Origin of the sequence: Flavobacterium sp. A45, from assembly GCF_002001005.1 — a bacterium.
Classification (GTDB): Bacteria; Bacteroidota; Bacteroidia; order Flavobacteriales; family Flavobacteriaceae; genus Flavobacterium.
The window spans coordinates 87,622-112,504 of the sequence record NZ_MUNX01000070.1; the positions used below are offsets into that span (position 1 = coordinate 87,622).

Sequence of the window (24,883 nt, forward strand, 5' to 3'; positions counted from 1 at the left end):
AATAAAAAATATTTTATATAATGAAACGAGGCCAAGTGCTTCGTTTTTTTTTGTTTGAATATAGAATTAACATTTACTAATCCCTAATTTTACATTTTAAGTAAAAGACATTAAAGTTTTCGCTTCTGATTTATAATTAGTGTATTCATAAATACAATCGCCATGCTAGCCCCTTCTTATCAAAAGTTAAAAGATATTTTATCCTCCTCTATTGATCCCAAACGCATTTTGACCAATCCTTTGCAAACCCTTGCTTATGGAACCGATGCCAGTTTTTATAGACTAATTCCAAAAATCGTAATTCTGGTACACGATGAATCGGAAGTCATTGAAATTATAAAACAGGCCAAAAAACTGGACATTGCTTTGACTTTTAGAGCTGCAGGAACCAGTTTATCTGGTCAAGCCATTACGGATTCGGTATTGGTGGTAGCCACGCACGGCTGGAAAGATTTTGAGCTATTGGAAAACAATCAAAAAATAAAACTCGAGCCAGGTATTATTGGAGCAAAAGCCAATAATTTCTTGGCTCCACATGGTTTGAAGATAGGCCCAGACCCGGCATCTATCGCCGCCTGCATGATTGGCGGAATAGTCGCGAACAATGCCAGCGGAATGTGTTGCGGAACAGCGCAAAACTCCTATCAAACCATAGCCGATATTCGAATTGTATTGCATGACGGAACGATTTTGGATACCGCCGATACGCAAAGTATTACAGCTTTCAGGAAAAACCAAACTGCGTTAATTCAGGAAATCGAAAACCTCAGGGATCAAATAAAAGGCAATGAAATTCTTTTCAATCAGATAAAAAATAAATTCAAGATAAAAAATACGACTGGCTACAGTATCAATGCCTTGGTCGACTATCAAGATCCTATCGATATCATCAAACATTTGATGGTAGGTTCTGAAGGAACTTTAGCGTTTATCTCCTCTGTCACCTTAAAAACGGTCATTGACGAAAAACACAAGTCCTGTTCATTGATTTTTTTCAACACGATTCAGGATGCCTGTAATGCCACTATTTTATTGAAATCTGCTCCCGTATCGGCCGTAGAGTTATTAGACAGGGAATCGATTCGCTCTGTTGAAAACGACAATGATTCCCCTGAATATTTCAAAACATTACCCGAATCGGCTTGTGCTTTATTGGTGGAATGCCGTGACAATGATTTGGCCACCTTGAAAGAAAAACAAACCGCTATCAGAAATCAGATTCAGTCCATCTCTACTTACACTGATTATGAATTTACAAGTAATCCCAAACAATATTATTTTAACTGGAAAGCCCGAAAAGGTTTGTTACCTACAGTTGGCGGACTCAGAAAAAACGGAACAACGGTTATCATTGAAGATGTAGCATTCCCTTTACCTCAACTAGCAGATGCTTGTCTGGCATTGAAAGATTTGTTTAAAAAGTATGAATACCACGATGCAGTTTTATTTGGTCATGCCTTGGAAGGAAATCTTCATTTTGTCTTTTCACAAGACTTTTCAAACCAAAATGAAATCGATCGTTACGAAAAACTGATGTCAGAATTGGCTGTTCTGGTTGTCGATCGTTTTAATGGCTCCCTGAAAGCCGAACATGGAACGGGTCGTAACATGGCGGCATTTGTGGAAAAAGAATGGGGATCTACGGCCTACGAAATCATGAAACGTATCAAAAACATTTTTGATCCCAATAATAAAATCAATCCAGATGTATTAATCAATCCAGATCCCAAAGCGCATCTCAAAAATTTAAAACCGCTACCCGAATGCAATGATATTGTTGACAAATGTATGGAGTGCGGGTTTTGTGAACCACATTGCGTATCCGAAGGCTTGACTTTGTCACCGCGCCAACGTATTGTGATAGCACGAGAAATTAGTCGATTGGAAGAATCCAAAGATGATCCGCAACGGTTAGCCGATATCCGAAAAGATGTTACCTATCAGTTGGATGAAACCTGTGCCACCGATGGCCTTTGTGCCCTGGCCTGCCCTGTCCATATCGACACAGGGAAATTTGTAAAAACTTGGCGTGCCAATGAATTAAATTCTGGCAATAAAAAAGTGGCTGCATATATTGGCACACACATGGCAGGAACTACATCGATTTTGAGAACCGGATTAAAAATTGTTTCCTTTTTTCACGCTATTCTTGGAACCACCGTTATGACCGCATTGTCAAATGTGTCCCATTTTATCACTTTTGGAAAAGTTCCGAAATGGATTCCAGAAATGCCAAAAGGAGCCGACAAAATTAACACGAAAAATTAACCACAGATTGCTCCGCCTATTCGCTATCGCTCGGGTCGCAGATTATTTTTAAAATCTTTGACAAAAAATTTAAAATAATCTACGAATCTGCAGTCAAACATTTAATAAAAAAGTAATGAATACAACCGCTGATTTAAAAGTCGTTTACTTTCCTTCGTGCATCAACAGAAGCATGGGGAAAAATCGTTTCCAAGACTCGGATGATCTTCAATTGACCGAACTGACCCATCGATTGTTGGTTCGTGCCGGATTCACAATAATTTATCCTGAATCTATGGATGCTCATTGCTGTGGTATGCCTTTCTCTAGTAAAGGTTTTGCAGAAGCTAATCATGAACAATCGGAGGCATTAGAAAAAGATTTGTTGAAGGCTTCGGAAAATGGTAAATATCCCGTTTTGTATGATATGAGTCCTTGTTTTTACCATTCGAAAGAAGAATTTACGAAAGCCTTAAAAATCGTCGATCCTATCGAATTTATGTTGGATTATGTAATGCCACAATTGGTTGTGAAAAACAAAAAAGATACTATAGCGGTTTTCCCGGTTTGTTCTGTCAAAAAAATTGGAAAAACAGAACAATTGTTGGCATTGTCAAAAATGTGTGCCGACAAAGTGACCCTTATTGACAGCAATTGTTGCGGTTTTGCCGGTGACAGAGGTTTCCTGATTCCAGAATTGAACGAACATGGATTGCGCGAATTGAAAGCACAAATTCCTGCCAATTGCCAAGAAGGTTATTCCACCAGCCGAACCTGCGAAATAGGTTTTGAAAAAATAAGCGGCATTGATTTTAAATCCATCTTTTATTTGATTGAAGAAGTGACGCGGTAAAACAACAAGTACAGCCCAAAACACCAACTTGGATAAGATAATTTCACACTATACTATTTATTTGCAACGAACTAGCTGCCTTACAAATGCTTAAATTACAAGAGCTTTTTTTAAAAGTAATGTCATTTTGAAGTTTGATAACTAATGTTTTTTAAGCCTTTGTAATTATTATCGCTGCAATCTTTTTTTGCGTATTGAAAAATTATAACCTATTAATACGCAACCAAATCATTAAAATAACATCTATAATAATAAAGCATAGAAAACATGAAAAACAGAATTTATCTTATTGCATTATTATTAATCGGTGGCCTAATCTCTTCTTGTGAATCCGATGATGTAGATCAAAATGAGTTTCAAAATAGTGTCAAGGTCTTATCAGATTTCAAAAAATCAACCAATAACTCATATAGATACATAGTCACTGGTGTGTCTTGGGTTGGTACTGCTTGGGAAACTACTATAACTATTTCAGGCGGAAAAGCAATTCAAAGACATTTTAAATACACTAATACCCAAGGATTAAGAAATGATATTCCTAAAGAAGAATTGGAATGGACTGAAAATGGAAATGAAATAGGCAGTCATAAAAACATAGCTGCAACTGCTCTAACTTTAGACGAAATATATAATAAAGCCGAACAAGAATGGTTAATTAAAAGAGATAATGCAAAGACATACTTTGAAACCAAAAACAATGGATTAATCTCCATTTGTGGTTATATTGAAAATGGTTGTCAAGACGATTGCTTTATTGGAATACATATAAAAAATATCGAGCCATATAATATCATTTAGAAATATAAAAACCCTTTTTTGTTTTAATCCTCTCCCAAAAAAGAAGAAATAAAAATTGGCCACTTTATATTTCTAAATGACATAAAAAAAGATTCATAAACCCTTAAAATTTCTTTTACAAATTCACACCCCCCGAAACCTCAATACGTTGTCCATTTATCCATTTGGCATCATCGGTACACAAAAAAGCAACCACACCTCCAATATCATCAGGCAAGCCTACTCTTCCCAAAGCTGTTAACGAAGAAATAAGCTGATTTAACTGCTCATTATCACGAACCACACCACCACCAAAATCGGTTTCAATAGCACCCGGAGCCACAATATTCACTCTGATTTTTCTCTCCCCCAATTCTTTTGCCTGATATTTAGTCAACGTTTCCATTGCTCCTTTCATACTCGCATAAGTGGAATATCCTGGAAATGAAAAACGAGTCAATCCCGACGAAATATTTACAATTCCACCGCCATCATTCATAACTCCTAATGCTTTTTGAGTTAGAAAAAAGGGTCCTTTAAATTGAATATTAACCATTTCGTCAAATTGGGTTGTGCTAGTTGTCGAAAAACTTTCGTGAAGACCAACACCAGCATTGTTGATTAAGAAATCAATTTTATCGGTTCCGAATGAGTCTTTCAATGCAGTTTCTACTTTTTGAAAAAACAAATCAAAACCACTTACCTCAGCAACATTCAATTGAATGGCTACAGCTTTTTGCCCCAGTTTTTCAATTTCGTTTACAACACTATCAGCTTCTTCCTTTTTACTGTTGTAAGTCAATACAAGATCAAGCCCTTTTTTAGCAAGATTCAAAGCCATGTCTTTTCCTAATCCGCGGCTTCCTCCAGTTACTAATGCTATTTTGCTTTTAATTTCCATCTTAAAGTTTGTTTTAAATTATATATGACAAAATTAGTTCAGATGTAAAGTCTTGGAATTGTAAATATCAATCCAGAGTTTGCGAAATTCAAATCAGGTTATTTAAACCCGAAAAGAAATAGGCGTCAATGTTGTTTGTTTTTTGAAAAAATTTGAGAAATGTGCCAACTCCTCAAAACCGAGCGAGTAAGCGATTTCCGAAATATTCCAGTCGGTTTCTTTCAATAGAATTTTGGCCTCATGAATCAATCGGTCGCTGATTAATTCGGTGGTCGTTTTTCCTGTATTCTCTTTTAAAACTTTATTGAGATGATTGACATGAATTGCCAAACGGCTAGCAAAATCTTTGGCGGATTTCAATTCCAGTCTTTGGCGCGGCGATTCGATCGGAAATTGTCTTTCGAGTAATTCCACAAATAAAGAAGAAACTCTCGCAGCCGAATTATGCTTGGAATATAAAGCGGTAACGGGTTGCAGCTTTTGCCCAAAATGAATGAGCTCCGCCACATAGTTCCGAATCAAATCGTATTTATACACATAATCCGAATTGATTTCTTGATGTATCTTTTTGAAAACCAATTCAATTTCAGCAGCTTCATCAGTCGTGAGCTGAAAAACGGGATATCCATCTGTTTGAAAAATAGGCAATTTATCCAAATCAATTCCGCTCTTGTCTTTGGTTAAAAACTCTCCGGTAAAAACACAAAAATGACCCGATTGCTGGGTGTCCTGCGGAACATAATTATAAGGAATTTTGGGTGTGGCAAATAGAAGTGCATTTTCCTCAATATCAATTACCCGGTCTGCATACTCGACTCTGTTTTTGCCACGAATCAGGCTTATTTTATAGTAGGCTCTTCGGTCATAAGGCATAACCGGTTTTTCCTTTAGTCTTTCGTAAAGTTCTTTAGTGCTGAAAACATTAAAATGTCCAATTTCTTTTTGGATATCCTTGGGTAATAATGAATTCTGTTCCGTACCTGAGTCTCCAGAAATTTCTTGGTAGAACTCTTCTATTGATTTTGGTTTCATTGGGAATGAATTTGTAAAAATCAAATATACGGATTCTTTGAAATAATTATTCTATCAATCAAAGATTTGAAATTAAGCTTGATAAAATGTGCCAAAAATTTTTAACTTTTCAAATATGCATTTATTCCCTTTCGTTTCTCTTTGTTAGAAATTGGTAGACATATACTATAAACGGGAAAGTCACAAAGACAATCCATATAGCAATATGTTTTGGAACAACTTTATAGTAAAAATTCAAACTAAAAATTCCACCAGTGAAGACAATACAATATAAAGAATGTAAAATATCTATTTGTTGCATCGAATATCTTTTAATGTGATCGTTTTTCAACTCTTTTAGTTCTTTATAGTATTGTTTATTGAAGAACCTTTCTTTGCTTGGTAAAAAACCTAATATCATAAAGTAATTTTGAACAATATAGACACTTGAAACTCCTAAAAGAAAATATTGAAGTCCAATATAAAATCCGCTGCTTATATCTTCAGTGTTTTCAATTTGTTCATTTTGAAAAGTTCGAATTATGTTTTCAGTCGCAAGTAAGACAAATATAATGGTACTCCAAACGCTTAAAGTTAGCCTACTCGTTGGTGTTAATTCTGTATGTGTAAATGCGTGAAAAATTGAAAAAATTGAGAAAAACAAACCCACACCCATTAAAATAATTAGAAATAAATTATGCGTTTTAATTAATCCAAAATCTACAACCCAATATATTATCGCTATTGATTGAAGCAAAGTAATTCCTTCCGTTAATTTTGGAATTATTTTATCCTTGTTAAAACCAATTGTCAACATTAAAAAGAAAACTAAAAAAACGTATGGCCAAATTTCAATATGTTTTTCAAAATCATAATTGTGCTCTCTTTTACCGGGAAGGAAAGCTAAAAAGCTTAACAAAAATGAAAAAAGTGCTGTAGATAGAACAGTTCCCCATTTTTCCATTATCCGTTTTGTTTCAAAAACAGCTCCAGCAATTAAGGCAAAAATACTTATTGGAATTAAATTTCGTTCCGTAATATACAATCTGTACGAAATGTATAAAAGTAAAATTAGAGACAAACCACCTACTGCAATCATATATGGCATTAAATCAAATCCTTTACTTTTAGTTTTTGGCTTTTTTACTTTTTCTTCTGTTGTTATCAATTATCTATCCTTTTTTAGATTTAAAACTAACTTTAATGTCTAACAGTTTACAAACTATTAAGAGTTCATAGATTCCATTTATTACTGATTTATTGGAAAAGTAAAACCAATAGCAACTGCTCCAGAAGTTTGTTCTGCTGATGGATGGTCATAATAGGTAAAGGCAACATCAATATTATGTTTACGCCCTAATGCCAGCCCAATAGAAATAGGAATATGCATTAATAGCCCACTCTTCTTTATATCAGTAAAAGGCGTATAAGTATCAAATGAACCTATCGAGGCGCCAACACCGATTTCAAAATAGGGCGCAACCCAAGGTATAGGTGCGCAAATACGGGCTTTCCCGCCAAATAAAAATGCTTTGGATGTTACCTTGTAACCCTGCTGTTGGTATAGGGGATCAGTGATTCCATCAGGTGATGTAATAATAATTCCGGCATAAGGTCTTATGCCAACCCATCTAGTTAAACCAAAAACATATTCTCCTTGAGTATAAAACCCAGAACCTCCAATATTTACATCGTCATAAGGAGCACTTATTCCCATACCTACAGAAACATCAATAAATCTACCTTTTCTAGGTTGTGCTTTTGCAGGGTTAGAAAGAAATATTGTAAAAAGGGCAATAACAAAAAAAATACGTAAAGTTGAAATCATAATTAAGGGGCTTGGATGTTACAAAAATGTATTCTTAATGTGCTGCAATTTTGTGAAACACATACGATATTTGGTGCCAAAATAAGTCTATTATTCTGATTTACCAAAACACAAAAACCTCCTTTTATTAAACAGAAAATCTTACTCCCCACCCAACAACTCCATCAATTCCAAAGCTCTTCTAGTCGATTTCACATTATCAAAAGTCAATAACAATCGTAAACCGTTTGGAGTTTGCTTTTCTTTCATAACACAAATGCTACTATGGGTTTGCACAAACTGAATCACTTTATGGAAACGTTTCGAATGGTAATAATCGGATTGTTGATCGGAGACAAAATAGCCAATCATCTTGCCTTTTTTCATCACCAGTTTTTCGATTCCTACTCGAGTGGCAATCCATTTGATGCGAATACTGTTCATTAAGGCAAGTGCCCTAGGAGGCATTGGGCCAAAACGGTCGATTAATTTATTTTGGAAAACAACCAGTTCTTCCTCGTTTTTCACATCGGCCAACTCGTTGTACAAACTCAGACGTTCGGTGACATTATTAATGTATTCATCTGAAAACAACAACTCAAAATCAGTGTCGATTTGCAGGTCTTTTACATATTCCTTGGTTTCAATATTATTCTCTTCTGGGTATAAATCCTTGAATTCGTTTTCCTTCAATTCCTCGATGGCCTCGTTCATGATTTTTTGGTACGTATCAAAACCAATGTCGTTTATGAAACCGCTTTGTTCTCCTCCTAATAAATCTCCGGCACCACGAATTTCTAGATCTTTCATCGCAATGTTCAATCCACTTCCCAACTCGCTAAATTGCTCCAAAGCCTGAATTCGTTTTCTGGCATCTTCGGTCATGTGGGAATACGGTGGACAGATGAAATAACAAAATGCTTTCTTGTTACTTCTTCCTACTCTACCACGCATTTGATGCAAATCAGATAAACCAAAATTATTGGCATTATTGATAAAAATGGTATTCGCATTCGGAACGTCCAATCCGCTTTCGATGATGGTTGTCGCCACCAAAACATCAAATTCTCCATTCATAAAGGCAAGCATCAATTCTTCTAGTTTGGCTCCGTCCATTTGTCCGTGGCCAATTCCCACTCGGGCATTTGGAACCAAACGCTGAATCATTCCTGCAAATTCCTTGATATTTTCGATTCGGTTATTAATGAAAAAAACCTGTCCGTTTCGCTGAATTTCATACGAAATTGCATCCCGAATCAGTTCTTCATTAAAACTTACCACATTCGTTTCTATAGGATATCTGTTTGGCGGAGGTGTCGTAATTACCGATAAATCCCGTGCAGCCATCAACGAAAACTGCAAGGTTCTCGGGATTGGGGTTGCCGTCAAAGTCAAAGTATCCACATTGGCCGCGATGGTTTTGAGTTTGTCTTTTACGTTAACACCAAATTTCTGTTCCTCATCGACAATCAATAATCCAAGGTCTTTGAAAACCACATTTTTGTTGACCAATTGATGCGTTCCAATGACAATATCAAGTTTGCCTTCGGCCAATTGTTTAAGGGTTTCGGCTTTTTGTTTGGCAGTTCTAAAACGGTTCAAATAACCAATAGAAACCGGCATATCTTTTAATCTTTCGCTAAAAGTACGGTAATGTTGGTAGGCCAAAATAGTTGTAGGAACCAAAATTGCCACTTGTTTTGAATTGTCCACAGCCTTGAAAGCCGCACGAATTGCCACCTCGGTTTTACCAAATCCTACATCCCCACAAACCAAACGGTCCATCGGGCGCTCGCTCTCCATATCGGCTTTGACTTCTTGAGTCGATTTGATTTGGTCTGGCGTGTCCTCATAGATAAATGAACTTTCCAACTCGTTTTGCAGGTAACTGTCGGGAGCAAATTGGAATCCTTTTTCCAATCTACGTTTAGCATACAACTGAATCAAATTGAAAGCGATATGCTTGACCCTTGCTTTGGTTTTTTGTTTTAAAGTCTTCCAAGCACTGGATCCCAATTTGTAAATTTTGGGAGGCGTTCCGTCTTTTCCGTTGTATTTCGAAATCTTGTGCAGTGAATGAATACTCACATACACGATGTCATTATCGGCATAAACGAGCTTGATCGCTTCCTGTGTTTTGCCTTCGACCTGTATTTTTTGCAACCCGCCAAACTTCCCGATTCCGTGGTCGATATGCGTTACATAATCGCCAACGGACAAAGTCGTAAGTTCTTTTAAGGTTAGATTTTGCTTTTTGGAATAGCCGTTTTTGATGCTAAATTTATGGTAACGCTCAAAAATTTGATGGTCGGTATAACAGGTAATTTGGTTTTCCTGATCGATGAAGCCTTGGTACAAAGGCAACACAATCGTCTTGTATTGTTTGCGAATATTCTCAGAATTTGCTTCATCCAAAGATTCGAATATATCATGAAAACGTTTCGTCTGCGCTTCATTCGAACAAAACAAATAATTTTGATACCCGTTAAAATGGTTGTCGCTCAAATTATTCAGCAATAAATCAAATTGCTTGTTGAACGACGGTTGCGGCTGAATGTGAAACTCAAACTTCTTAGTCGTTTTAAAAACCGGCTTGGAATTAAATTCCACAACCGAAAAATCCAATGCTCTTTTTACAAATTGCTTTTGGTTCAAGAACAATTGTTCTGGCGTGGCGTGTTTGATATCTATGGATAATTTTTCAAAAGCTTCTTCGGCTCTGGCAAATTGTTTATCCAATTCATATAAAAGATTCTCGGTATTCTGAAAAAACAAAACCGTTCTTTCGGCTATATAATCCAGAAAACTTTCTCTGTTTTCTTGAAAAACTTTATTCTCGACATTCGGAATAATGGTGATTTTTTTCTGCTTTTCTAATGACAGTTGCGTATCAACAGCAAAACTGCGGATGCTTTCGACTTCATTGCCAAAAAATTCTATTCGGTACGGATTGTCATTCGAAAACGAAAACACATCGACAATTCCCCCGCGAACAGAAAATTCGCCGGGTTCCGTGATAAAATCAACCCTTTTAAATTCATATTCAAAAAGCACTTCGTTCAAGAAATCGATCGAAATTTTATCACCCAAACTTACTTTTAAAGTATTTTGATCCAAGTTTTTTCGGGTCACCACTTTTTCAAAAAGCGCTTCGGGATACGTAACGATTATGGCGGGTTTCTTGCGGGAATTGATTCGGTTGAGCACCTCAGCGCGAAGCAAAACATTGGCATTATCGGTTTCTTCAATTTGGTACGGACGACGAAAAGAACCCGGATAAAACAACACATCCTGCTCGCCTATCATTTGTTCCAAATCGTTCAAATAATACGCCGCTTCTTCTTTATTGTTCAAAACCACCAAAAAAGGAAGTTCCGATTTCTTGAAAACAGACTGAATCACAAAGGAAGCCGCCGATCCCAATAGACCGTCCAATTGCATTTTTACCTGATTGTTTTCCAACAAACGGGCCACAATCTGAGCCGTTTTTGGAGAAGAATCATAAACCGAATATATAGTTGCTTTACTCAACGCGCGCTTCGTTTGGGTTTTTTGGACTAGTTGCCGCACCTCCCGGATTACTAGGTATTGTCAGATTCGCTGGCCTTTTAGGATTTCCAGGAATCGACTTACTTCCTGGTAGTACTGGATTTCCGGATTGAATCGCTCTTGAGGTATCCAGCATCATCAACAATTCCGTCTCCCCAACTTCCATCGGAATCTTACTTTTCTCAACAATCTTGTCCATTTGTCTTTGCAAGGAAACCAGTTCCAAATTAATTTCGGCAACTAGCTCCGTTACTTTTTTATCCGAAACTTTATCCAGGTTAATATATAGATCCAACATTCGAACTTGAGTAATCAACGTCGCTATTCTGCTTCTTATTTGCGATGTGTCAAATTGTGTGGGTATATTGGTGTTCAAAGCCATCACTTTGGTTGACAAAGCCTTGGCTTTCTTTTGAAAAGCAGTAATTGTTTTCTTGGGTTTAATAGACAGTTCTTCCATAAAGGCACGCCATTCAGGCCAAGTCTTCAATGTAGATTCTGAAGTAGTGTTGATAGGAGTGTCAATAAAATTCCACCCTTTATTTATTGTTTTAAAAATTAATTCTTTCTTTTTTGCATCCCTTAAGTTATCGGCAAGACGTTCCTCGTTGTCGTTTTTACACGAAAACTGCATCAAGATCACCAAAAAAAGTAGCGTTAATTTATTATTCATTTCCTAAATTATTTGAGTCACAAAGTTACAAAGTAAATTTACAATGGCAATCGGAAAATAAAAGGCAATCCGTTCAAATCTATGAGTTTTTTTTACCGCAGATTCGCAGATTTTAATGTGGCTTATTATCGTGAATTAACCGCTTTCAGTGGAATTAACGCAATTTTTTTTCTAATTATAGTTACAAAATTCTTTTTTTAAATAAAATCTGCGAATCTGCGGTAATTTTTAACTCATATAATTGCAACATCAATGACAGAATATTAACACCTATAATTACGACCTTTTTCCGATTTTAGCTATTTTTTTACAATATCTACAAAAATGATTGTCTTTATTCAAGATAATTTACGAAATCGTTATCTTTGCATTTCAAAACAACACACAATGAATCCAAAGATCTTAATTATTGGCGCTTGCGGGCAAATAGGTACTGAATTGACTCATCAACTTAGAGCCATTTATGGAACCGACAATGTTATTGCTTCTGATATTCGAAAGCTGAATAACGATGTGGTGAATTCTGGTCCTTTTGAGGTAATCAATGCGCTAGATTTTAACCAAATCGAGCATTTGGTAGAACTTCACCAAATCACCGACGTGTATTTGATGGCCGCCTTACTCTCGGCAACTGCCGAAAAAAACCCTGCCTTTGCTTGGGATCTAAATATGAATTCGTTGTTTCACGTTTTGAATTTGGCGAAAGCCGGAAAAATAAAAAAGATCTTTTGGCCTTCCAGTATCGCCGTTTTTGGACCGACAACTCCAAAGGAAAATACGCCGCAATATACCGTCATGGAACCTTCAACCGTTTATGGAATCAGCAAACAGGCTGGTGAAAGATGGTGTGAATACTACCACAACATTTTTGGGGTCGATGTGAGAAGCATCCGTTACCCGGGATTAATCAGCTGGACAACATTGCCCGGCGGAGGAACCACCGATTATGCTGTAGATATTTACCACAAAGCACTTTCGGATGGAAAATACGAGTGCTTTTTGAACTCCGAAACCAAAATGCCAATGATGTATATGGACGACGCCATTGCCGCCACCATCAATATCATGAAAGCGCCTGTTGAACAAATCAAAATACGCTCTTCCTATAATTTGGCCGCAATGAGCTTTACTCCAACGGAGGTTGCAGCCGAAATCAAGAAACACATTCCAGAACTGGAAGTAACCTACGCACCTGACTTCCGTCAAAAAATTGCCGACAGCTGGCCTGCCAGTATTGACGACTCCCGCGCTAGAGAAGACTGGGGTTGGAACCACGAATTTGACCTGGAAATGATGACCGTCGATATGCTTAAAAACCTAGCACCTCAATACAATACCGATTTACAGTAACACACCAATTAATATCACTTGGGCGTGCCACCATAAAGAGAAGGGACTAATCACTGTAACGGTGATTCAGTCCCTTCTCTTTATGCTGTCGGGCCATCCACGCTACTTCGGTAGCTTGCTCCAAACGAAGTTCACTGAACTCCAATTAAAATAAAAGCTAAGTGAAGTAATCCCTCACGCAGCATCAATGTTCCAAAAATATTTTTATTGCAAATTATCCTGTGTAGGATTCTAATTATTATTTTCTACATTTGAAAAAAGGAAAACGTGATACTTATTACACAAAGCTATCATGATTAGGATGGATAAGTGTGATTTTGTCAGGCATATATATAAGTTATAAGCTATTAAAATGAACAACTACATATGAACAACTACATTCTAGACAAATTACGAGCCGATAGCATACATTTACTTCATTTGTCCTCAAACGAAGAAAAAGTTCAGCATACTGGTTTAAGAGGACGACTTAGAGAACTTTTAATTGACAATATATTAACTCCCTGGCTACCTCCATACGTTTTAAGTGGCACAGGGACAATTATTGAGGCTGAAAATTTGAAAAGAGAATCAACTCAAGATGACATTATTTTATTTGATAAGACATTAGCACCTCCAATATTAGGCTCACATAATTCCAAAGAAGGAATTTTTCTTTTTAATTCCGTTTTAGCAAGAATTGAAGTAAAGTCAACTGTAAATAGAGGATATATAAAAGATTTTTCTGCAACTTCTTTGGAAATTTCAAAATTAAAATTTACTGTCGGTCCTAATTTTAACGCAAATTATTTCGGAGCTTTTAATTTGTTCTTTGCGTTTAAAAGTGATGCTGACTTGGATAATAAAAATCCAAATTTTGAACTAAAGCGACTTGTAGAAGTAATGAAAGAGCTAAATATTGACCCACTTTCCGGCATCATTTCAATGGTCTGCATTCTTGGTAAAGGTTTTTGGAAAATTGGAATGAAAACAGATGGTATAACAAGAACATGGCAAAAATTAAATTCCGATGAAGTAGCTGATCAAATCACTTGGTTCGTAGGATGTGTTTCAAATTCATGTTTTAATGCCCATATGCAAAGGCAAGGTAGAAATCCAGATAATAGTTTGGAATCTGGAATAGGAATGTATCTTGACCACCCATTCACAGATATTGATATTAACAGCTTATAACAGCCACTACAACGGATTTGGGCATTTGGCTTAATGGAAAATGGTCTTGTATTTGGAATATTTGGCTAATCCGAAAATAGGGCTTAATTTAATCCCAAACCCGCTGTAGTGCCAGAACGTTGGCAGACAGCTTGAGAAAACGAAATGCAAAAAAAAATTAACTAAAAACATAAACTATGTTAGAATTATTTTGGGGAATATTAAATACTGTAATTTTAATTTATTTTATAATTATCTGCTTCAAAGCAACAAAGATAATTCGTGATAATTTAGGAATATTGGCAACTCTTATTTTTGTTTTTGGTCTTTTGTCATTTATTGGAAAAACAAATGAAGAAAATACTAAAAACAAAACTTTTAATTTACAAGAAGAAACTGAAAATATAGAGCGTCCTAAATTTAATGGAAATACTTATTTAAGAGAAAAAAAACTTGAAGATAATTTAATGACAGATATTGATATTTCAATTTCATTTGGTGAAAATACAATTGAAAAAAAGCTGTTAAATGCAAATGTTTATAGAAATGGTTTTGTGAGTGGAACTGATTGGAAAACTACTAACATAAATGTTTTTAAATTAGAGAATAATACATACAAATACAATGTAACAGGAACAGTTGATTGGAGAATTTTAGGAATAAAATTTTACACTGAATTGAAAGAATTTGATGGAAAAATTGAATTGAAAAAATAAAGCCGATCTGCCAACACACGCTACAATCAATTTGGGGATTTGGCTTAATTTGAAATTGGTTTTGTATTTGGAAGATTTGGCAAATCCGAAGATTGGGCTTAATATAGTCCCAAACCCGCTGTAGCCCCAAGACGTTGTGCGACATTACCATAACAAATCTTAAACATTGATTCATGAAGAAAATTCTATTTCTTTCCTTTTGCATGGTAATACTTAGTTCTTGCAACTTACCGTCTTATGTTTTCTACAATCCCGGACAAACAACAGGTGTCGATTTCACCAACGGAAAATGGCTACTTAATGAGATAGATGCGCCGGCAGATTGCACAAAATATCTTAAAGAAACTTCAATACGTGACTTTAAGATTCTTCTCGGCGAAAGATTAAATTATGTGACCGATGTTTCTGGTTTACTTTTGACACAGAAAAAAATTCCTTTGAATCCAAGTAAGCAAATCATTGCAGACATTAAAAAAGGAACTAACTATGACTTTTTCATAAACATTAAAGCTACCCAAACAAGAAATGATTTTGGTTCAATCGATTTGACTCCACATAGAATGAGCAGAGAAGGCATGAACAGTAATGAAGTAACAATCGAAATCTACGATTTAAAAAATTCTCAAATTATTTACACTCAAAAAGTAATAGCTTCTGTAGGAAAACCAAAAGATAACTCTGATGTTCATTTTTCTAAGCCTTCAAGAAGTTTAATAATTGGCGCATATAATAAACTAATAAGAGATATTAAAAACAAGTCAATAAAGTAGTAAAGCCGCTCAACACCTACTACAACGGATTTGGGCAATTGGCTTAATCGAAAGTTGGTTAAAAGCAATATTTGTTTCTCCAAAAATCAATAATCAAACTCCCTTTAATAGAATTTCCCCACCACTCTATAAGAAACAACTCCCCCCTTTTAGCCCAATTCTGTAAATAAAATAATAAAACAATTCATAAATAACTTTTCATTAATTATCTCCGATGATTTTTGCCAATTATATACCAATTTTTATACGTGTTTTGTCTAAATTGCGACTAGAAACAAATTAGACAGGGTATGCCAGAAAGAGATCCAGAAAAAAACGCCGAAAAAGCACGTTTACAGCTAAGAACCGATAACAAAGGCTGGAAAAAATGGGGTCCCTATTTATCCGAAAGACAATGGGGTACTGTAAGGGAAGATTATTCCCAAAGCGGTTATGCATGGGGAAGCACTACTCATGACATGGCTCGTTCCAAAGCGTATCGCTGGGGCGAAGAAGGGATTGGGGGTATTTCTGACAACAAACAACACATCTGTTTAGCTTTTGCCTTTTGGAACCATAAAGACCGTATCCTAAAAGAGCGTTTCTTTGGACTAACCCCAGCCGAATCGAATCATGGCGAGGATGTCAAAGAAATTTACTTCTACCAAGATTCCACTCCTACACATTCTTATCAAAAGATGCTTTATAAGTATCCTCATGCTGTTTTTCCCTATGAAAAATTAATTGAGGAAAGTAAAAAGCGTAGCCGTCTGGAACCCGAATATGAATTGCTGGACACGGGCGTTTTTGACAAAGACGAATATTTCGACATCACCATAGAATATGCCAAAGCCGATGAGCAAGACATATTGATCAAGGTAACGGTAGAAAATCGTTCCAAAGTAATCGCTCCAATTACGGTTTTACCAACCATCTGGTTCAGAAACACTTGGAGTTGGGGATATGAAAATTACAAACACAAACCTACTTTAATTGGAGTAGAAAAATCACATATAGAAGTCAATCACCGATTGGTGGGACACTTCAATTTGTATGCCGAAAATGCCAAAGATCTTTTGTTTTGTGACAACAAAACCAATTTTGAAAAACTATATAAATCACCCGCTCAATCCACTTATGCCAAAGATGGAATAAACGATTATATTATCAATCAAAAGCGAACTAGCATAAATCCAGACGCCATTGGTACCAAAGCGTCGGTGCATTATGATGATTACATTCCGCCACTAGGCAAAAAAGAATACCGTCTTCGCTTTACAAATACCAATCCTGATAAACCCTTTGAAGACTTTGATGCTATTTTCAAACAAAGAATCGAAGAAGCTGACGAATTTTATGCTCCACTTCAAAAAGGAGTAAAGGACGAAAAATTAAAATCCATTCAGCGACAAGCTTACGCCGGTATGCTTTGGACCAAACAATGGTATTACTATAATGTTTTTGAATGGCTAAAAGGAGATCCTTCGACGCCAAGACCTGATGCCAATCGAAAAGAGGGACGCAATAGTGCCTGGAAACACATGTACACCTCCAATATTCTTTCTATGCCGGACAAATGGGAATATCCTTGGTTTGCCGCTTGGGATCTGGCATTTCATACCTTGCCTCTGGCCAGATTGGACCCTGATTTTGCCAAAAGGCAATTATCGGTTATTCTTAGGGAATATTACATGCATCCAAACGGACAAATTCCGGCTTATGAATGGTCGTTCTCGGATGTCAATCCGCCCGTTCATGCGTGGGCTACATGGAAAGTATATGAAATTGACAAAGAAGCCAATGGTGGTATTGGAGATACCGTTTTCTTGGAACGTATTTTTCACAAACTGCTGCTCAATTTTACATGGTGGGTGAACTTAAAAGATAAAAATGGAAATAACGTCTTTGGGGGAGGGTTCCTCGGAATGGATAATATTGGAGTGTTTGACCGCTCCGCCGATTTGCCAACTGGAGGTCATCTCGAACAAGCCGATGGCACGGGTTGGATGGCTATGTACTGCCTTAACATGCTTCGGATAGCCTGTGAAATAGCACTAAAAAATCCTGTTTATCAAGATATGGCATCCAAATTCTTTGAGCATTTTCTCCAAATTTCGGGAGCCATGCAGTCATTGGGTGATAACAAATTGAACCTTTGGGATGAAGAGGATCAGTTTTATTATGACATGTTACATAAAGAAAACGGTGATGCCCAACTACTAAAAATCCGTTCGATGGTTGGATTAATTCCACTATTTGCCGTCGAAGTTTTAACCCCAGAATTACTGGAAAAATTACCCATATTCAAGCGACGTGTGGAATGGGTCTTGAAAAACCGTCCTGACTTGGCCAGTTTGGTTTCCAGTTGGTACAATCCAGGAAAAGGGGAAACTCGTTTGCTGTCTACACTTAGAGGGCATCGAATGAAAATGATACTCAAGCGTATGTTTGACGAAAAGGAATTTTTGTCTGATTATGGCGTTCGATCTTTATCCAAATATCACAAAGAACATCCGTATAAATTCAAACATGATGGCGGAACCATCCAAGTAGATTATACTCCAGCCGAAGCTACCGGAGACATGTTTGGTGGAAATTCGAATTGGAGAGGCCCAATTTGGTTCCCTATGAACTATTTGATTTTGGATTCTTTGGAAAAATTCCACAGTTATTATGGCAAAGACTTCAAGGTCGAATTTCCAACCGAATCTGGTAAACTGATGAATTTACAAGAAGCTGCCGAAGGTGTTGCCGAAAGATTATTGGCGTTATTTGTTCCTGGAGCGAATAAAAAAATTCCAATGTATGGCGAATACAAAAAGTTTCAGGAAGATTCTCTTTTCAATAAAAACCATTTGTTTTTTGAGTATTTTGATGGAGACAGCGGTAAAGGACTAGGTGCCAATCATCAAACGGGATGGACAGGACTTATTTCTGAAATTATTAGGCATTTGCATGAGGATTTGGAATAGGAAGAGCTCTTTGCAAAACTTTGTCAAAGTTTGGAACTTTGACAAAGTTGGCTTTTCAACAACTATAATGTAATTCATCGGATCTTCCCTTTAGATCTTTGTCAAAGTTTAGAACTTTGATAAAGAAACTCCCGGATCTTTTCATCATTTCCAAAAATGAACGTTTTAATCATTTCCAAAAATCAAAACTTTCAAATGGATTGTTATGACAAAAAATAAAATTATCTAAATCATTAAACAATTCTATTACTTCAGTTCGTTTTAAATTCGTTTTAGCATTAGATAAAATTGCCACATAAGAAGAGAATTTGTAGATTTTAAAGTCTATTTTTAAATCTACAGGGTTCTGATGAACATAAAGAATTAAGTTTCTTAAATATTCTTCAGATTCAATTTTTTTCGTTTAAAAGGAGATTCTAATAATGCTCCATGTCTATTATACACTTTGTTATAAGACTGACTATAAGAACTTATGAACTTGCTTATTTGTTTACTAACCACATTCTGTATGGCATGCAAACCCTCATTATTCTCTTTGTTCAATTTTAACTCATTTATTGCAAAAAGCAATAAGTCTTCTTTAGATTTTATTTTTATTACAAAATGAAAATGATTTGGCATCAAACAATAGGCATAGATATCACAAACTGGAATTACATATTTTGAAAATTGTTTTAGAAAGAAAAGATAATTATCCGTGTTTTTAAAAATTTTCCCTCCATTAATCCCACGATTATAGATATGATAATAGCAATCGGGTTCTAAAATTTGAATTCTTATATCCATTCTGTTTGGTTTTATTGTGAACCTTTGTCAAAGTTTAAAACTTTGACAAAGGTGGAAACGACAAATCATTCGGGCTTATTCTAAATACTTTTGAACTTTGACAAAGATGCACCCGACATATTCATTTTATTCTGCTTTATGAACCTTTGTCAAAGTTTAAAACTTTGACAAAGGTGTAGATGAAATTATTTAAAATTATTTTTTAAAATTTAAATTTACTAATAAAACGTAAACATATAAAACAAAATATAGGAAAAAACCTAAAATTAAAAAATTGCCCTAATGCTCTTTTAATCGGGTAAGGGATAGAAACTAGCTACCGAAGTAGCGTGGATAGCCCGACAGCAGTAGCAAAAGGGGCGAGTAAGCGGTGCTAAAAGTAGCCCCTTTTGCTAATGGTGTTACCCCCAAAAAATTATTGTGTAAAAAAAAGCTCTTTTAAAACCTTACATTTTAAAAGAGCCTTTATAGGATTGTTTACAAAGAATTATTTTACTTCATAAACATTATTGGTTTGTTTGATATCGGCCATTAAACCGCTTGGATCGATAGTGATTTTCTTGATAGTAGCCTTAGGTTTTGCAATATTAAATTCAAAAGTAGGATACGCCCAAGCCCAATCGTTAAGAACGGTTCTGGTAATAGCAGGAGTTGGATTTTCTTTTTCGAAACTCATCAAACGCAACGGAATGTAGAAACTTTCTTTGGTTCCATCTGCATATTCTACCAATACATCAATAGGCATTGGCGTTCTACCGATTCTCTCTAGGATTACGCTTGTTTTATCTGCATTTTCTTTGACATCTTTGATTCCGTAATCGATAGTATTCAACGTTTGTGTCCAATCAACCAAATACCAATCCAAATTAGCTCCCGAAACACGCTCGGCAGTTCTCTTGACATCGTTTGGCGATGGGTGTTTGAATTTAAAATCTTGGTAATATTTTTTTATCGTTTTGTCCACGTTCTCCTGACCAATCACATAAATCAATTGCGATAGGAATAAGCTTCCTTTTACATAAGACGCAATGCTATACGGACGGTTTTCATCATAACGATCCCCATGCGTGGATAGTGGTTGTTCTTTTCCTGATTCTACTAATTTATAATAAGTTGCATAGTTGCCTTTGAATGGGTTCTCTTCTTTTTTATCATTCAATTCATTCAAAGCCAAATCTTCGATATAGGTAGTAAAACCTTCGTCCATCCAAGGGTGCTTGGACTCGTTGGATGCCAAAATATGTTGAAACCAAGAATGTCCCATCTCGTGGGCCGCAGTTCCCAACATTCCTTGCGTTGTTCCATTTCCTAACATCAAGGTACACATGGCATACTCCATTCCGCCATCGCCTCCTTGTATAAACGAGTATTGTTTGTATGGATAATCCCCCACATTTTTATTATAAAAATCCATAACTCTTACCATTAAAGGTTCCAGTTTTTTCCAGTTTTCAGTTACTGCTGGTGTGTTTTTGTATAAGAAATGCAAATCAACATTGTTTGGCCCTTTTACTATATCATGTTGGTAATTTTTATCGGCAGCCCAAGTGAAATCATGTACCATTGGCGCTACAAAATGCCAAGTCAAAGTCTTTGCTTTTTTAGGATAAACTACAGTAACTCCTGTGTCTTGGTAACCATGACCTATTTCGTTTGGTTTTTGCAAGTAACCAGAACCTCCTAAAGTATACTCCTTGTCGATAGTGATTTTAACATCAAAATTCCCCCAAACACCGTGAAATTCTCTGGCAATATACGGATCAGCATGCCAGCCCTCAAAATCAAACTCGGCCATTTTTGGATACCATTGCGACATTGATAATTCGATCCCCTCTGAATTATTTCGCCCAGAACGACGAATCTGCACTGGTACTTGACCATCAAAATCTAATGTGAAAGTAGTTTTTGAATTTGGTAAAATGGGTTTAGCCAAAGTCACTTCTAGAATCGTTCCCACTTCTTTGGCAACAGCCACAACACCATCTTGTTTGAAATTGGAAATTTTCAAATACCCAATTTCGTTAGGCTTCAGGTTTTTGATTCGGCTTTCTTTTACATCCTTTCCATCGACTTTTATTTTGGTAACCATACGCCCATCAGGATCTTTGATGGTTTGCAGTCTAGCATCCATTTCACTTCCTGGTTGAAAGGCATTATTATACAAATGATAATATACTTTCTTCAACGTATCCGAAGAGTTATTGGTGTAAACCAGTTCTTGTTTTCCTTTGTACTGGTAGGTTTTGACGTCCATTGTGACATCCATTTTGTAATCGACCTGCTGTTGCCAGTAACCCGCTTTTTGAGCGAATAAATTCCCCAGACTTACAGAAAAGAAAATAAATAAAAAAAGTTTGCGCATGGTATTTAAAATAAAAAAATGGAAGAGCCAAAAACTCTTCCATTGGGTTAATAGATGTTGAAATTATTTTTTAGACATTTTCTCTGCCAGCAATAATGCATTGTAAGCATTGACCATTTTGGCTGATTTTGAAGATTCAGTCGATGAAACAGCAACAGGTTCCTGATTTGGATTTGGATTTTCGCCCAAAACTACTTTAGCAGGAAGTGCTGTACCCGATTCCATTATAATTTGCTTTACTTGTTTGGCGGATAATTTTGGATAATACGAGCGAATCAAAGCTGCAACACCAGCCGCATTTGGTGCAGCCATTGAAGTTCCCTGCAAATATTTGTATTTGTTGTTTGGAATGGTCGCATAAATCTCGTCGCCTGGAGCAAAAACATCCACATTGAAACTTCCATAATTTGAAAATGAAGCAATTACTCCCTCTCCATATTTATTATTCAAGGCTCCAACAGTCAATACATTTGAAGCAAATTCTTTTGTATTGTCATCGGCGTCATTTGGAAAATTCTTTTTATCCTCTAAATCGATATTATCTCCATCGTTTCCTGCTGCATGAACAAACAATACGTCTTTCTTTTCGGCATATTTTATGGCATCAAAAACCCATTGTTTATGAGGAGAGTAACTTTTTCCAAAACTGCCATTGATTACTTTAGCACCATTATCCACTGCATAACGAATTGCCAAAGCAATATCTTTATCGTACTCATCCCCATCTGGAACTGCCCTTACGGCCATAATTTCCACATTATCGGCAACTCCGTCTCCACCAATATTATTGCCTCTTACTTGTGCAATAATTCCAGCTACGTGAGTTCCATGAAGGGCTTCTTCTTTGTCTGGTCCATAAACAGTGTTATTACCGTATTTGGTGTTTTTTATGTCTTCTGGATTGTCTCCTACAATTTTTCTACCATCAAACTCTTTGTTCAAATTATAGTTCAATTGATCGTAAACGTATTTCCCGTAGTCTTCAATTTCGGTCCTGAAAGTAGGCCCAGCATTGGTCAGGATACGAGTCATGATCATTTTACTTTTGGTCAAATCGGGATCTGTAGTAACGATTGCGTTTAAATCTTCAATAGTATAATTTTCTTTATTCAAATGCTTTTGAATGGCTTTATCCGTAGCAATCAAGAAATCAACTTGTTGCTTGTCTTGCATTGCCTTATTGTATTTTTTATCATAAGCCGCCAATGCGCTTTTGTAAGTAACCGATCCGTCATCCCCTTTTTTTACAATACGAGTCATTTCCAGTGTTTCATGTCCAGCATCACCTAGAAAATTCCATCCGTGAACATCATCAACAAATCCGTTTTTATCGTCATCAATTCCATTTCCGGCTACCTCTTTTTTATTGGTCCAAACAACTGATTTCAAATCTTCATGGTCAATATCTACACCCGAATCCACAACTCCAACAATCACTTTAACTCCTTTTTTGCCTTTAAGTAATTCGGCATACGCTTTATCCACGCTCATTCCCGGAATACTGTCTTTGGCTAAATCCAGATGCGACCATCTTTGCAATTGAGGTTCACTTAGTTCTCCTTTTTTGGCGGTATAATTTGTTGTATTTGCCACTGTTTGTGCATTAGCCGAAAGGGATAAAGACAAGGCAACGAGTAATGCTAATGAAGTTAAATTTATTTTTTTCATCTATGTAGTTATTCTGTAATTAATAATCAACTCCAAAAATAGTAGAAGTAATTTAGATATTATGTAATCGTTAACTTTATTTTAGGACGCACTTGAAAATAACAATGTTTTTAATAGAATATTTTTGTTAAAATGTAATAATTTGGCAATTTAACAGCATTATTAGTTTTTTGTCTATTTTTTTAGAAAACTTCCTACAATTAAAGAGGAAATACCGTACATTCGCGCCAACCGCAAATCGTTATAACCTATGAAAACAAAATTACTTGTTTTGCTATTTTTAGCATCATTAACTACTTATGCACAAACCAATTTGGTGCCTAATGGTGGATTCGAAACTTGGACGAATAGCACAACCTTGTCTAACTGGACAACAGCAAACAATGTAATCCAAAACACTTCCTCGTACACAGAAGGAAGTAAAAGTGTACAATTATCTATTACAAGCACTGCACTTTCTCCAAAAATTACAGCTCAAGTTCCTATGACTGCTGGAACTACTTATACTGTAAAATTCAAGTATAAGTATGTAAACTCTAACTATAGCGGTCAACATCCCATCAGCTTAAATATTAGCCAAAACGGGAGTGCTACAACGCTTTCCAGTAGCACTTTTGCAACAGACAACAACTGGACCATAAAAGAAACCACTTTTACGCCAGACCAAAATATGTCGTATGACTTGGATATTTCCTTATATACTTTTGATTCTGAGGCTTTCGATGTCTTGATTGACGATGTACAAGTATACATCCAAGGAACAGAACAATATACGCTTATTCCTGATGTGAATTTTGAGAACAAATTGATTGCCTTGGGGATTGATTCTGGGGTAGCTGATGGAAAAGTGATGACTAATAGCGTTAACAAATTAACTTCATTGAATGTTTCTAATAGTTCTATTGCTGATTTGACAGGAATTGAGGATTTTGTGGCATTAAAAACTTTGGATTGTCAAAGTAACAAATTGAACAGTTTAAATGTTACAAAAAATTTAGACTTAATCAATTTAAATTGTAGTGCGAATTACCTAACTTCCATCAATGTTACAAAAAACAGTGCTTTGAAATCTTTAAATGTTTCATATATGGCAGAAGGTGTTTCTAGTAGCCTTTCAGGCCAAGGAAAAATTGAATCTCTAGACCTTTCTAAGAATTTAGCTCTTACTGATTTAAACTGTTCATATAATAAACTTACTAGTTTAGATGTTTCTAATAATGTTTTATTAATAAATTTAATTTGTAATGCAACTTTTCTAACAAAAATTGATGTTAGTAAAAATATTGCATTAAAATCTTTATCTATTGCAT

18 protein-coding genes are annotated in these 24,883 nt (G+C 35.9%); 9 read left to right on the top strand and 9 right to left on the bottom strand.

Features of this window, described 5'->3' with window-relative positions; translation table 11 throughout:
• Positions 1–162 precede the first annotated feature (162 nt).
• The 3 genes from B0E44_RS07640 (at position 163) to B0E44_RS07650 (ending at position 3,898) form a co-directional block, all read left to right on the top strand.
• A complete protein-coding gene (locus B0E44_RS07640; protein ID WP_077372491.1) occupies positions 163–2,268 on the top strand; it encodes an FAD-binding and (Fe-S)-binding domain-containing protein in 2,106 nt (701 codons plus the stop codon).
• Positions 2,269–2,383: 115 nt separating this feature from the next.
• On the top strand, positions 2,384–3,100 hold the full coding sequence (locus B0E44_RS07645) for a (Fe-S)-binding protein (protein WP_077372494.1): 717 nt from the start codon (positions 2,384–2,386) through the stop codon (positions 3,098–3,100).
• Positions 3,101–3,367: 267 nt separating this feature from the next.
• A complete protein-coding gene (locus B0E44_RS07650; protein WP_077372497.1) occupies positions 3,368–3,898 on the top strand; it encodes a hypothetical protein in 531 nt (176 codons plus the stop codon).
• A gap of 115 nt (positions 3,899–4,013) precedes the next feature.
• Here B0E44_RS07650 and B0E44_RS07655 read toward each other — a convergent pair whose 3' ends face one another.
• The 6 genes from B0E44_RS07655 to B0E44_RS07680 all read right to left on the bottom strand — a co-directional run bounded on the left by B0E44_RS07655 (position 4,014) and on the right by B0E44_RS07680 (position 11,818).
• Positions 4,014–4,778 carry an SDR family NAD(P)-dependent oxidoreductase gene (locus tag B0E44_RS07655; protein ID WP_077372499.1) on the bottom strand — a complete coding sequence of 255 codons (765 nt, stop codon included), beginning with the start codon at positions 4,776–4,778 and terminating at the stop codon, positions 4,014–4,016.
• A 102-nt stretch (positions 4,779–4,880) separates the two neighbouring features.
• The gene (locus tag B0E44_RS07660; protein WP_077372502.1) at positions 4,881–5,810 is read right to left on the bottom strand and encodes an AraC family transcriptional regulator; all 930 of its coding nucleotides are present in this window, start codon (positions 5,808–5,810) and stop codon (positions 4,881–4,883) included.
• 121 nt (positions 5,811–5,931) lie between these two features.
• Positions 5,932–6,753 (bottom strand): hypothetical protein, encoded by an 822-nt coding sequence (locus B0E44_RS07665; protein ID WP_124019302.1) that lies wholly within the window; start codon positions 6,751–6,753, stop codon positions 5,932–5,934.
• A 285-nt stretch (positions 6,754–7,038) separates the two neighbouring features.
• Complete coding sequence (locus B0E44_RS07670; RefSeq protein ID WP_077372509.1) at positions 7,039–7,617, bottom strand: hypothetical protein; 579 nt, start codon at positions 7,615–7,617, stop codon at positions 7,039–7,041.
• A gap of 141 nt (positions 7,618–7,758) precedes the next feature.
• Positions 7,759–11,037 carry a transcription-repair coupling factor gene (mfd, locus tag B0E44_RS07675; protein WP_371594750.1) on the bottom strand — a complete coding sequence of 1,093 codons (3,279 nt, stop codon included), beginning with the start codon at positions 11,035–11,037 and terminating at the stop codon, positions 7,759–7,761.
• Between the two features lie 82 nt (positions 11,038–11,119).
• A complete protein-coding gene (locus tag B0E44_RS07680) occupies positions 11,120–11,818 on the bottom strand; it encodes a hypothetical protein (protein ID WP_254423263.1) in 699 nt (232 codons plus the stop codon).
• Between the two features lie 387 nt (positions 11,819–12,205).
• On the opposite strand from B0E44_RS07680, the gene B0E44_RS07685 reads away from it, so the two are divergent.
• The 5 genes from B0E44_RS07685 (at position 12,206) to B0E44_RS07705 (ending at position 18,757) form a co-directional block, all read left to right on the top strand.
• Positions 12,206–13,168: an L-threonine 3-dehydrogenase gene (locus B0E44_RS07685; protein ID WP_077372515.1), complete on the top strand. Its 963-nt coding sequence runs from the start codon at positions 12,206–12,208 to the stop codon at positions 13,166–13,168.
• A gap of 366 nt (positions 13,169–13,534) precedes the next feature.
• Entirely contained in the window at positions 13,535–14,341 is an 807-nt protein-coding gene (locus B0E44_RS07690; RefSeq protein ID WP_077372518.1) for a DUF6602 domain-containing protein, read from the top strand.
• A 176-nt stretch (positions 14,342–14,517) separates the two neighbouring features.
• Complete coding sequence (locus B0E44_RS07695) at positions 14,518–15,036, top strand: hypothetical protein (protein ID WP_077372521.1); 519 nt, start codon at positions 14,518–14,520, stop codon at positions 15,034–15,036.
• 173 nt (positions 15,037–15,209) lie between these two features.
• Positions 15,210–15,806, top strand: coding sequence for a hypothetical protein (locus B0E44_RS07700; protein ID WP_124019303.1), 597 nt, complete (start codon positions 15,210–15,212; stop codon positions 15,804–15,806).
• 290 nt (positions 15,807–16,096) lie between these two features.
• A complete protein-coding gene (locus B0E44_RS07705; RefSeq protein ID WP_077372527.1) occupies positions 16,097–18,757 on the top strand; it encodes a glucosidase in 2,661 nt (886 codons plus the stop codon).
• Positions 18,758–19,129: 372 nt separating this feature from the next.
• Here the strand turns inward: B0E44_RS07705 and B0E44_RS07710 are convergent, their stop codons facing one another.
• The 3 genes from B0E44_RS07710 to B0E44_RS07720 all read right to left on the bottom strand — a co-directional run bounded on the left by B0E44_RS07710 (position 19,130) and on the right by B0E44_RS07720 (position 23,573).
• On the bottom strand, positions 19,130–19,543 hold the full coding sequence (locus B0E44_RS07710; protein WP_254423264.1) for a transposase: 414 nt from the start codon (positions 19,541–19,543) through the stop codon (positions 19,130–19,132).
• 487 nt (positions 19,544–20,030) lie between these two features.
• Positions 20,031–21,905, bottom strand: coding sequence for a M1 family metallopeptidase (locus B0E44_RS07715; protein ID WP_077372530.1), 1,875 nt, complete (start codon positions 21,903–21,905; stop codon positions 20,031–20,033).
• A gap of 63 nt (positions 21,906–21,968) precedes the next feature.
• Positions 21,969–23,573 (bottom strand): S8 family peptidase, encoded by a 1,605-nt coding sequence (locus B0E44_RS07720; RefSeq protein WP_077372533.1) that lies wholly within the window; start codon positions 23,571–23,573, stop codon positions 21,969–21,971.
• A gap of 250 nt (positions 23,574–23,823) precedes the next feature.
• On the opposite strand from B0E44_RS07720, the gene B0E44_RS07725 reads away from it, so the two are divergent.
• Positions 23,824–24,883 (top strand): carbohydrate binding domain-containing protein (locus B0E44_RS07725; RefSeq protein WP_174565128.1); only part of this gene is annotated, 1,060 nt, incomplete at its 3' end.

What these genes read in the sequence shown, in the direction of transcription:
- B0E44_RS07640 (WP_077372491.1), top strand. Translation starts at nt 163, where the DNA reads ATGCTAGCCCCTTCTTATCAAAAGTTAAAAGATATTTTATCCTCCTCT.
- B0E44_RS07645 (WP_077372494.1), top strand. Translation starts at nt 2,384, where the DNA reads ATGAATACAACCGCTGATTTAAAAGTCGTTTACTTTCCTTCGTGCATC.
- B0E44_RS07650 (WP_077372497.1), top strand. Translation starts at nt 3,368, where the DNA reads ATGAAAAACAGAATTTATCTTATTGCATTATTATTAATCGGTGGCCTA.
- B0E44_RS07655 (WP_077372499.1), bottom strand. Translation starts at nt 4,778, where the DNA reads ATGGAAATTAAAAGCAAAATAGCATTAGTAACTGGAGGAAGCCGCGGA.
- B0E44_RS07660 (WP_077372502.1), bottom strand. Translation starts at nt 5,810, where the DNA reads ATGAAACCAAAATCAATAGAAGAGTTCTACCAAGAAATTTCTGGAGAC.
- B0E44_RS07665 (WP_124019302.1), bottom strand. Translation starts at nt 6,753, where the DNA reads ATGGAAAAATGGGGAACTGTTCTATCTACAGCACTTTTTTCATTTTTG.
- B0E44_RS07670 (WP_077372509.1), bottom strand. Translation starts at nt 7,617, where the DNA reads ATGATTTCAACTTTACGTATTTTTTTTGTTATTGCCCTTTTTACAATA.
- mfd (WP_371594750.1), bottom strand. Translation starts at nt 11,037, where the DNA reads ATGCAATTGGACGGTCTATTGGGATCGGCGGCTTCCTTTGTGATTCAG.
- B0E44_RS07680 (WP_254423263.1), bottom strand. Translation starts at nt 11,818, where the DNA reads ATGAATAATAAATTAACGCTACTTTTTTTGGTGATCTTGATGCAGTTT.
- B0E44_RS07685 (WP_077372515.1), top strand. Translation starts at nt 12,206, where the DNA reads ATGAATCCAAAGATCTTAATTATTGGCGCTTGCGGGCAAATAGGTACT.
- B0E44_RS07690 (WP_077372518.1), top strand. Translation starts at nt 13,535, where the DNA reads ATGAACAACTACATTCTAGACAAATTACGAGCCGATAGCATACATTTA.
- B0E44_RS07695 (WP_077372521.1), top strand. Translation starts at nt 14,518, where the DNA reads ATGTTAGAATTATTTTGGGGAATATTAAATACTGTAATTTTAATTTAT.
- B0E44_RS07700 (WP_124019303.1), top strand. Translation starts at nt 15,210, where the DNA reads ATGAAGAAAATTCTATTTCTTTCCTTTTGCATGGTAATACTTAGTTCT.
- B0E44_RS07705 (WP_077372527.1), top strand. Translation starts at nt 16,097, where the DNA reads ATGCCAGAAAGAGATCCAGAAAAAAACGCCGAAAAAGCACGTTTACAG.
- B0E44_RS07710 (WP_254423264.1), bottom strand. Translation starts at nt 19,543, where the DNA reads ATGGATATAAGAATTCAAATTTTAGAACCCGATTGCTATTATCATATC.
- B0E44_RS07715 (WP_077372530.1), bottom strand. Translation starts at nt 21,905, where the DNA reads ATGCGCAAACTTTTTTTATTTATTTTCTTTTCTGTAAGTCTGGGGAAT.
- B0E44_RS07720 (WP_077372533.1), bottom strand. Translation starts at nt 23,573, where the DNA reads ATGAAAAAAATAAATTTAACTTCATTAGCATTACTCGTTGCCTTGTCT.